8 protein-coding genes are annotated in these 6,424 nt (G+C 69.6%); 6 read left to right on the top strand and 2 right to left on the bottom strand.

All coding sequences use genetic code 11. The features are described from left to right. The 4 genes from ACWDU1_RS27630 to ACWDU1_RS27615 form a co-directional block, all read left to right on the top strand. Positions 1 to 636: TIGR03619 family F420-dependent LLM class oxidoreductase (locus ACWDU1_RS27630; protein ID WP_450002884.1), on the top strand; the 636-nt coding region annotated here is incomplete at its 5' end. Between the two features lie 2 nt (positions 637 to 638). After that, entirely contained in the window at positions 639 to 1,907 is a 1,269-nt protein-coding gene (locus ACWDU1_RS27625; RefSeq protein WP_450002882.1) for a glycosyltransferase family 4 protein, read from the top strand. Next, entirely contained in the window at positions 1,901 to 2,632 is a 732-nt protein-coding gene (locus ACWDU1_RS27620; RefSeq protein ID WP_450002881.1) for a methyltransferase domain-containing protein, read from the top strand. Before ACWDU1_RS27625 ends, ACWDU1_RS27620 begins: the two co-directional genes overlap by 7 nt. Beyond that, a complete protein-coding gene (locus tag ACWDU1_RS27615; protein WP_450002880.1) occupies positions 2,619 to 3,680 on the top strand; it encodes a prenyltransferase in 1,062 nt (353 codons plus the stop codon). Before ACWDU1_RS27620 ends, ACWDU1_RS27615 begins: the two co-directional genes overlap by 14 nt. A gap of 15 nt (positions 3,681 to 3,695) precedes the next feature. Here ACWDU1_RS27615 and ACWDU1_RS27610 read toward each other — a convergent pair whose 3' ends face one another. Together ACWDU1_RS27610 and ACWDU1_RS27605 are read right to left on the bottom strand one after the other, a co-directional pair. Next, positions 3,696 to 4,562: an LLM class F420-dependent oxidoreductase gene (locus ACWDU1_RS27610; protein WP_450002878.1), complete on the bottom strand. Its 867-nt coding sequence runs from the start codon at positions 4,560 to 4,562 to the stop codon at positions 3,696 to 3,698. A 70-nt stretch (positions 4,563 to 4,632) separates the two neighbouring features. After that, positions 4,633 to 5,238: a TetR/AcrR family transcriptional regulator gene (locus ACWDU1_RS27605; protein WP_450002877.1), complete on the bottom strand. Its 606-nt coding sequence runs from the start codon at positions 5,236 to 5,238 to the stop codon at positions 4,633 to 4,635. Between the two features lie 78 nt (positions 5,239 to 5,316). On the opposite strand from ACWDU1_RS27605, the gene ACWDU1_RS27600 reads away from it, so the two are divergent. Together ACWDU1_RS27600 and ACWDU1_RS27595 are read left to right on the top strand one after the other, a co-directional pair. Beyond that, positions 5,317 to 5,709, top strand: coding sequence for a nuclear transport factor 2 family protein (locus ACWDU1_RS27600; RefSeq protein ID WP_450002875.1), 393 nt, complete (start codon positions 5,317 to 5,319; stop codon positions 5,707 to 5,709). Between the two features lie 13 nt (positions 5,710 to 5,722). Next, positions 5,723 to 6,220 carry an anthrone oxygenase family protein gene (locus ACWDU1_RS27595; RefSeq protein WP_450002874.1) on the top strand — a complete coding sequence of 166 codons (498 nt, stop codon included), beginning with the start codon at positions 5,723 to 5,725 and terminating at the stop codon, positions 6,218 to 6,220. The last annotated feature ends 204 nt before the right edge of the window (positions 6,221 to 6,424 follow it).

Below are 6,424 nucleotides of genomic sequence, written 5' to 3'. Positions count from 1 at the left end.
GAGCTGTCCACCGCGGTCGCGCTGCCGGTGGAGCACGATCCGATCACCCTCGCCAAGACCATCGCCTCGCTCGACCACCTCTCCGGCGGCCGGGTCACCCTCGGCGCCGGGTTCGGCTGGAACACCGACGAGCTCGCCGACCACGGCGTCCCCGGTAACAAGCGGCGCACGGTGCTGCGCGAATACCTGGAGGCCATGCGGGCGCTGTGGCGCGAGGACGAGGCCGCCTACGACGGCGACTTCGTGAACTTCGGGCCCAGCTGGGCCTGGCCGAAACCGGTCGACCGCACGATCCCGGTGCTCATCGGCGCCGCCGGTACCGAGAAGACCTGCGCCTGGATCGCCAAGAACGCCGACGGCTGGATCACCACCCCGGGTGAATCCGATATCTCCGGCCGTCTCGCCACCCTGAAGAAGGCTTGGGCCGACGCCGGCCGTGAGGGTGCGCCGCGCGTGGTCGCATTGGACTTCAAACCCGATGCCGAGCGGCTGGCCACCTGGGCGGCCGACGGTGTCACCGATGTGCTGTACGGGGTTCCGGACAAACCGGAACCGGAGGTGCGTGCCTACCTCGAACGGCTGGCTGGCAAACTGCGGAGCATGAATTCGATCACCGAGACAGGTGAGGACAGCTAGCCGTGCGCATTGCCTTGTTGTCCTACCGCAGCAAGCCTCATTGCGGTGGGCAGGGGGTCTACGTGCGCCGGCTCAGCGCCGGCCTGGCCGAACTCGGCCACGAGGTCGAGGTGTTCTCCGGCCAGCCCTACCCGGCCGATCTCGACCCGCGCGTGACCCTGACCGAGGTCCCGAGCCTGGACCTCTACCGGGACGACGACCCCTTCCGGACCCCCCACCCCAGGGAGATCCGGGACCGGATCGACCTGCTGGAACTGGCCACCATGTGGACCGCGGGCTTCCCGGAACCCCGCACCTTCAGCCTGCGGGCCGCGCGGCTGCTGCGCGACCGGGTGGCCGATTTCGACGTGGTGCACGACAACCAGTGCCTGGGCAGCGGACTGCTCGATATCGCCCGGCGGATGCCGCTGGTGGCGACCGTGCACCATCCCATCACCAAGGATCGTGAGGTGGATCTGGCGGCCGCGATCTGGCGGCGCAAACCGCTGGTCCGGCGCTGGTACGGGTTCCTGGGCATGCAGCAGCGCATCGCCCGGCAGATCCCGGACCTGCTCACCGTCTCCTCGTCGTCGGCCGCCGATATCGCCGGCGATTTCGGTGTCGACCCCGCCCGCCTGAATGTGGTGCCCCTCGGCGTGGACACCGAGCTGTTCGCCCCGCGCGGCCCGCGGGTGCCCGGCCGGATCGTCGCCGTGGCCAGCGCCGACAAACCGCTCAAGGGCATCACCCATCTGCTGCGGGCCCTGACCCGGCTGCGGGTCACGCACCGGGTCGAACTGCAGCTGGTGGCGAAACTGGAGCCGAACGGGCCCACCGAGAAACAGATCGCCGAACTCGGGCTGTCCGATATCGTCACCGTCCGGCCGGGCCTGACCGATACCGAACTGGCCGAATTGCTCGCTTCCGCGGAGATCGCCTGTATCCCGTCGTTGTACGAGGGTTTCTCGCTGCCCGCGGTCGAGGCGATGGCCTCGGGGACACCGCTGGTGGTCAGCCGCACCGGTGCGCTGCCGGAGGTCGTGGGTGAACCGGGCGTCTGCGCCGAACTGGTCCGGCCCGGCGATTCCGCCGAACTCACCCGCGTCATCGGCCGCCTGCTCGACTCCCCGCAGATCCGGCAGCGGATGCAGCTCGCCGGCCGCGATCGCGCGGTCTCGGTGTTCAGCTGGGAGTCGGTGGCCGCGCAGACCGTCGAGGTCTACCAGCGTGCCATCGCCCGCCGCGGCGGCGAACCGGCCGAACTCACCACCACAGGAGGCGCCCCGTGCTGACCGTCGATTTCGAGCGCGCCGGTATCGGCCCGGGAACCCGGGTGATCGATGTGGGCTGCGGCGCGGGCCGGCATTCCTTCGAGGCCTACCGGCGCGGCGCCGACGTGGTCGCCTTCGATCAGGACGCCCCGGAACTCGCCGGTGTCGCGACCATGTTCGAGGCGATGGCCCAGGCCGGGGAGGCGCCGGCCGGCGCGAAGGCCGAGGCCGTCCACGGTGACGCGCTCGATCTGCCCTATGGTGCGGGCGAATTCGATGTCGTCATCGCGTCGGAGATCCTGGAGCACGTCCCCGCCGACGATGCCGCCATCGCCGAACTCGTCCGGATCCTGCGCCCCGGCGGGCAGCTCGTGGTGACGGTGCCCCGCTGGCTGCCGGAACGGGTGTGCTGGGCGCTGTCGGACGAATACCACGCCAACGAGGGTGGGCATATCCGCATCTACAAGGCCGACGAGTTGCGGGACAAGATCACCGCCCGTGGTCTGCGGCACACCCACCGCACCCATGTGCACGCCCTGCATTCCCCGTACTGGTGGATCAAATGCGCCGTGGGCGTGCACAAACCCGACCATCCACTCGTGCGGGCCTACCACCGGATGCTGGTGTGGGACATGATGAAACAGCCGCGGCTCACCCGGACCGCGGAGAAGGCGCTGGACCCGCTGATCGGTAAGAGCGTCGCCCTCTACTTCAGCAAACCGGCGGTGACCCGTGCCGCCGGTTGATCTACCGTCGGTACCTTCCGCTCTCACCCGCCGCCAATGCCTGGAGACCGCGCGATCGATCGCCGCGGTCCAGCGGCCCGACGGCTCGATTCCCTGGTCCCCGGGCGGTCATACCGACCCGTGGGACCATATCGAATCCGCCATGGCGCTGACCGTCGCCGGTCTGCGCGAGGAGGCGGTGGCGGCCTACACCTGGTCGGCGCGTACCCAGCGCGCCGACGGGTCGTGGCCGATGCAGTTCCGCGACGGCGAGGTCGAGAACGCCGCCACCGATGTGAACTTCTGCGCCTATATCGCCACCGGAATCTGGCACCATCTGGCCGTCACCGGGGACACCGAGTTCGCCGCCGAGATGTGGCCGGTGGTGTGCGCGGCGATCGACCTGGTCGTGGCCAGTCAGGGTGAGCAGGGCCAGATCTACTGGCTGCGCGACGGGGACAAGATCCTGCCCGAGGCCCTGGTCACCGGATCGGCCAGTATGTTCCACAGCCTCGGCGCCGCACTGGAACTCGCGCGCCGGTTCGGCGATCCCCGCCCGGACTGGGAACGCGCGCGCACCCGCCTCGGGGCGGCACTGCGTGACCACCCGGAGGTGTTCACCGAGAAGGACCGCTATTCGATGGACTGGTACTACCCGGTCCTCGGCGGCGCGTTACGCGGCCGCGCCGGGCACGCGCGGATCGCGCAGCGCTGGGACACCTTCGTGGTGGGCAATATCGGTATCCGCTGTGTGTCGGACCGGCCCTGGGTCACCGGCGCCGAGACCTGTGAGCTGGTACTGGCGCTGGAGGCTCTCGGCGATCACGACCGCGCCCGGCAGTTGTTCGCCAGCATGCAGCATCTGCGCGAATCCGACGGTTCCTACTGGACCGGGCTGGTGTACGCGGACGGGAAACGCTGGCCGGTGGAACGCACCACCTGGACCGGCGCGGCCGTGATCCTGGCGGCGGACGCGCTGTCGCGGACCAGTGCCGGCAACGGCATCTTCCGCGATCTGGCCGCCGACGCCGCCCCGGGCCGTCCGGTACCGGCGCGGGTCACCGGATAACCCGGGGCGGGTCTCTCAGAGTTCGGCGAGCCGCGGGACGACCGGGGCCACCGAATCGATCCACGCGGCGGGTGTTCCGCCCGGCGGCATCACGATGGCGGTATGGACGCCCAGCCCGGCATAGGCGGCCATATCCCGCACGAAATCGTCCGGGGCGCCCGGATCCGGGCTGCCCGCGAGCACGGTTTTGCGGATGCGCTCGTAGTCGGTGCCCAGATCGTCGCAGTGCCCGCGCAGCACGTCGAGTTTGTGCCGGACCTCCTCCGGTGTGGAGGCGAACAGGTTGCAGGCGTCGCCGTAGCGGGCCACCAGGCGCAGGGTCTTCTTCTCACCACCGCCGCCGATCAGCACCGTCGGCCGGTGCAGCGGTTGCGGATTACACAGTGTTTCCGCGAGCCGGTAGTGCGTGCCCTCGAAGGGGCCGTTGTTCTGTGGATCCCACATCTGCGCGGCTATCCGGAGTGTTTCCTCCAGTCGCTCGAACCGTTCGGCGACCGGCGGATACGGCACGCCCAGACCGTGATGCTCCCGTTCGAACCAGGCGGCGCCGATCCCCAGCGCGGCCCGGCCGCCGGACAGCACGTCCAGGGTCGCGACGGTTTTGGCGAGCAGTCCGGGATGCCGGTAGGTCACCCCGGTGACCAGCAGCCCCAGTTCGATATCGCTGGTGTGGGCGGCCATGAAGCCCAGGCTGGTGTAGCCCTCCAGCATGTTCGCTTCTGCCGGGAGCCCGGTCGGCTCGATCTGGAAGAAATGGTCCATGAACGACAACCATGTCGCCCCGGCGTTCTCCGCGGCCGCGCCCACCCGGGCCAGTTCACCCGCGATGGCGGCGGGACCGCCGTCGATTTCGAAGATCGGTATGTGGAAACCGAGTTCCATTCCGTCGTCCCCTTGCTGTGGTCGGTGATCTCCGTTCCACCACACGCTACGACCTGGAGTGCTCTCCAGGTCAAGACACGGCGGCGGGCTCGTCCGGTTCGCCGGTCGCACCCAGGAGCCGCAGCGCGCTGTCACGGAGGGCCCCGCCGGCGTCCCGCAGCGACATCCGGCCCGACTCGACCTGCTCACCCGCGGCGTGACCGAGGCCGATAACGGCCGCCGCCAGCCAGTCCGGATCGGCGGTGGCGTCGAATTCGCCGGTGCGCTGCCCTCTGCCGATCAGCCGGACGAGGTGATCCCGCACCGGGGCGTGCCGTTCGCTATCGGCGGTCTCCCGGCCTGCGGTCTGCCGCCGGAGCGCCGGTAGCGATTCGAACGCCCGCCAGCTCTCGTCGAGGAGCGCGAGCAGCGCCCGGGTGGCCGAACCGCTCTCCGGATCGGTCTTCGAGATCGCCGCCAGCGTCCGCTCGGTGAGCCGATCTGCGACCGCGTCGACCAGTTCGTCACGGGAGGTGAAGTGCGCGTAGACGGTTTGCCTGGTCAGGCCGGCTTCGGCGGCAATGGTGGCGAGTCCCGCCGCGGGCCGGCGGGCCAGGACCCGCGTGGCGGCGTCGAGGATGGCCCCGCGGCTGCGCTCGGCGTCGGCCCGCCGGCGCGGGGGAGCGGAATCAGTCAATTCTTACACCCTTGTCAAATTTCTCGGTGGTCCATAAAGTTGACATGACTGTAAGAATTCTACTCGGTACGGAGACCCATGAAGCTGCCACCGCACTGCACACCGGAGCAGTTCGTCCACGATTTCTTCGCGGAGTTCACCGCGGCCGCTCTCACCGACGCCGACCCCGCCGCGGTGGTCGACCGCTTCCACACACCCGATATCGAGCAGATCAGCGACGGAATCCGGCTGAACCGCGACCGTCTCGTCGCGCATCTACGCCCGATGCGCAAGAACCTGCGCGAGTACCGGTTCGAGGTGCACCGGGCCGTCGCCGACGGTGCCTGCATCGCCGCGCATCTGACGATTCACGCGCGCATGCGCAACGGATCGGTCCTGGCCACCGAGGTGTTCCAATTCGGCCGGTACACCGCCGACGGCCGCCTGCGCAGGGCAGAACAGATCACCCGGACCCTCACACCCGAATCCTGATCCCGGAGAAACCGTGCGCCACACACTCGCCCACACCGTCGCCCTGCTCTCGACCGGATTCCTGGCCGGTGCCTTCGGCTACACCGCGCTCAATCTGATCCCCGCGTTCCATCGTGTCCCGTTGCCGACGCGACTGGGATTCCACGCCGAGCTGATGCGGAACAACAGCGTGACAATGCAAACCGCCATGGTCCTCGCCGCGGTGAGTTGCGTGGCGCTGATCCTCCTGCTCCCACCGCGGGCCCGGGTACTCGCGGCCGCCGCCGCGACCGCGGTGATCGGGGTATTCCTCATCACCCGTTTCGGCAATGTGCCGATCAACCAGCAGATCAAAGCCTGGGCCGGGGACAGCGCATCCGCCGATCCCGCCGCACTCGCCCGCTGGGACCGATTCCACCTGCTGCGCACTCTCGCCGCGGCCGCCGCCTTCGGACTGATCATCGCCCTGACCTTGCAGGGATCGCGCCGGCCCGGTGGCCGTGCGGAGCAGGCCGGCCACGCCGCACAGTGACCGGTTCGCGCCCCGCGCGATCATTCGAATCGGCGTGATCCCAACCCGGCCTCCCGGCCCCGGGGTGGCGCAATAGCCGTACCGGGCGGTATCGGTGCTGGTCGCGGCCCGCGACCGCCCGGCGGATTACCCGGCCGCCCGGACCCGCGCCGTCACGGGCGGGCCGAGCGACCGGCCGGCCGCACTATCGTCAGCATTCATGCA

The sequence above is a fragment of the Nocardia sp. NPDC003345 genome, from assembly GCF_053589395.1.
This window is presented reverse-complemented; position numbering and strand designations above follow the sequence as displayed.

Coding starts and splice junctions, on each gene's coding strand:
- ACWDU1_RS27610 (WP_450002878.1), bottom strand. CDS start 4,562: ATGGAACTCGGTTTCCACATACCGATCTTCGAAATCGACGGCGGTCCC.
- ACWDU1_RS27600 (WP_450002875.1), top strand. CDS start 5,317: ATGAAGCTGCCACCGCACTGCACACCGGAGCAGTTCGTCCACGATTTC.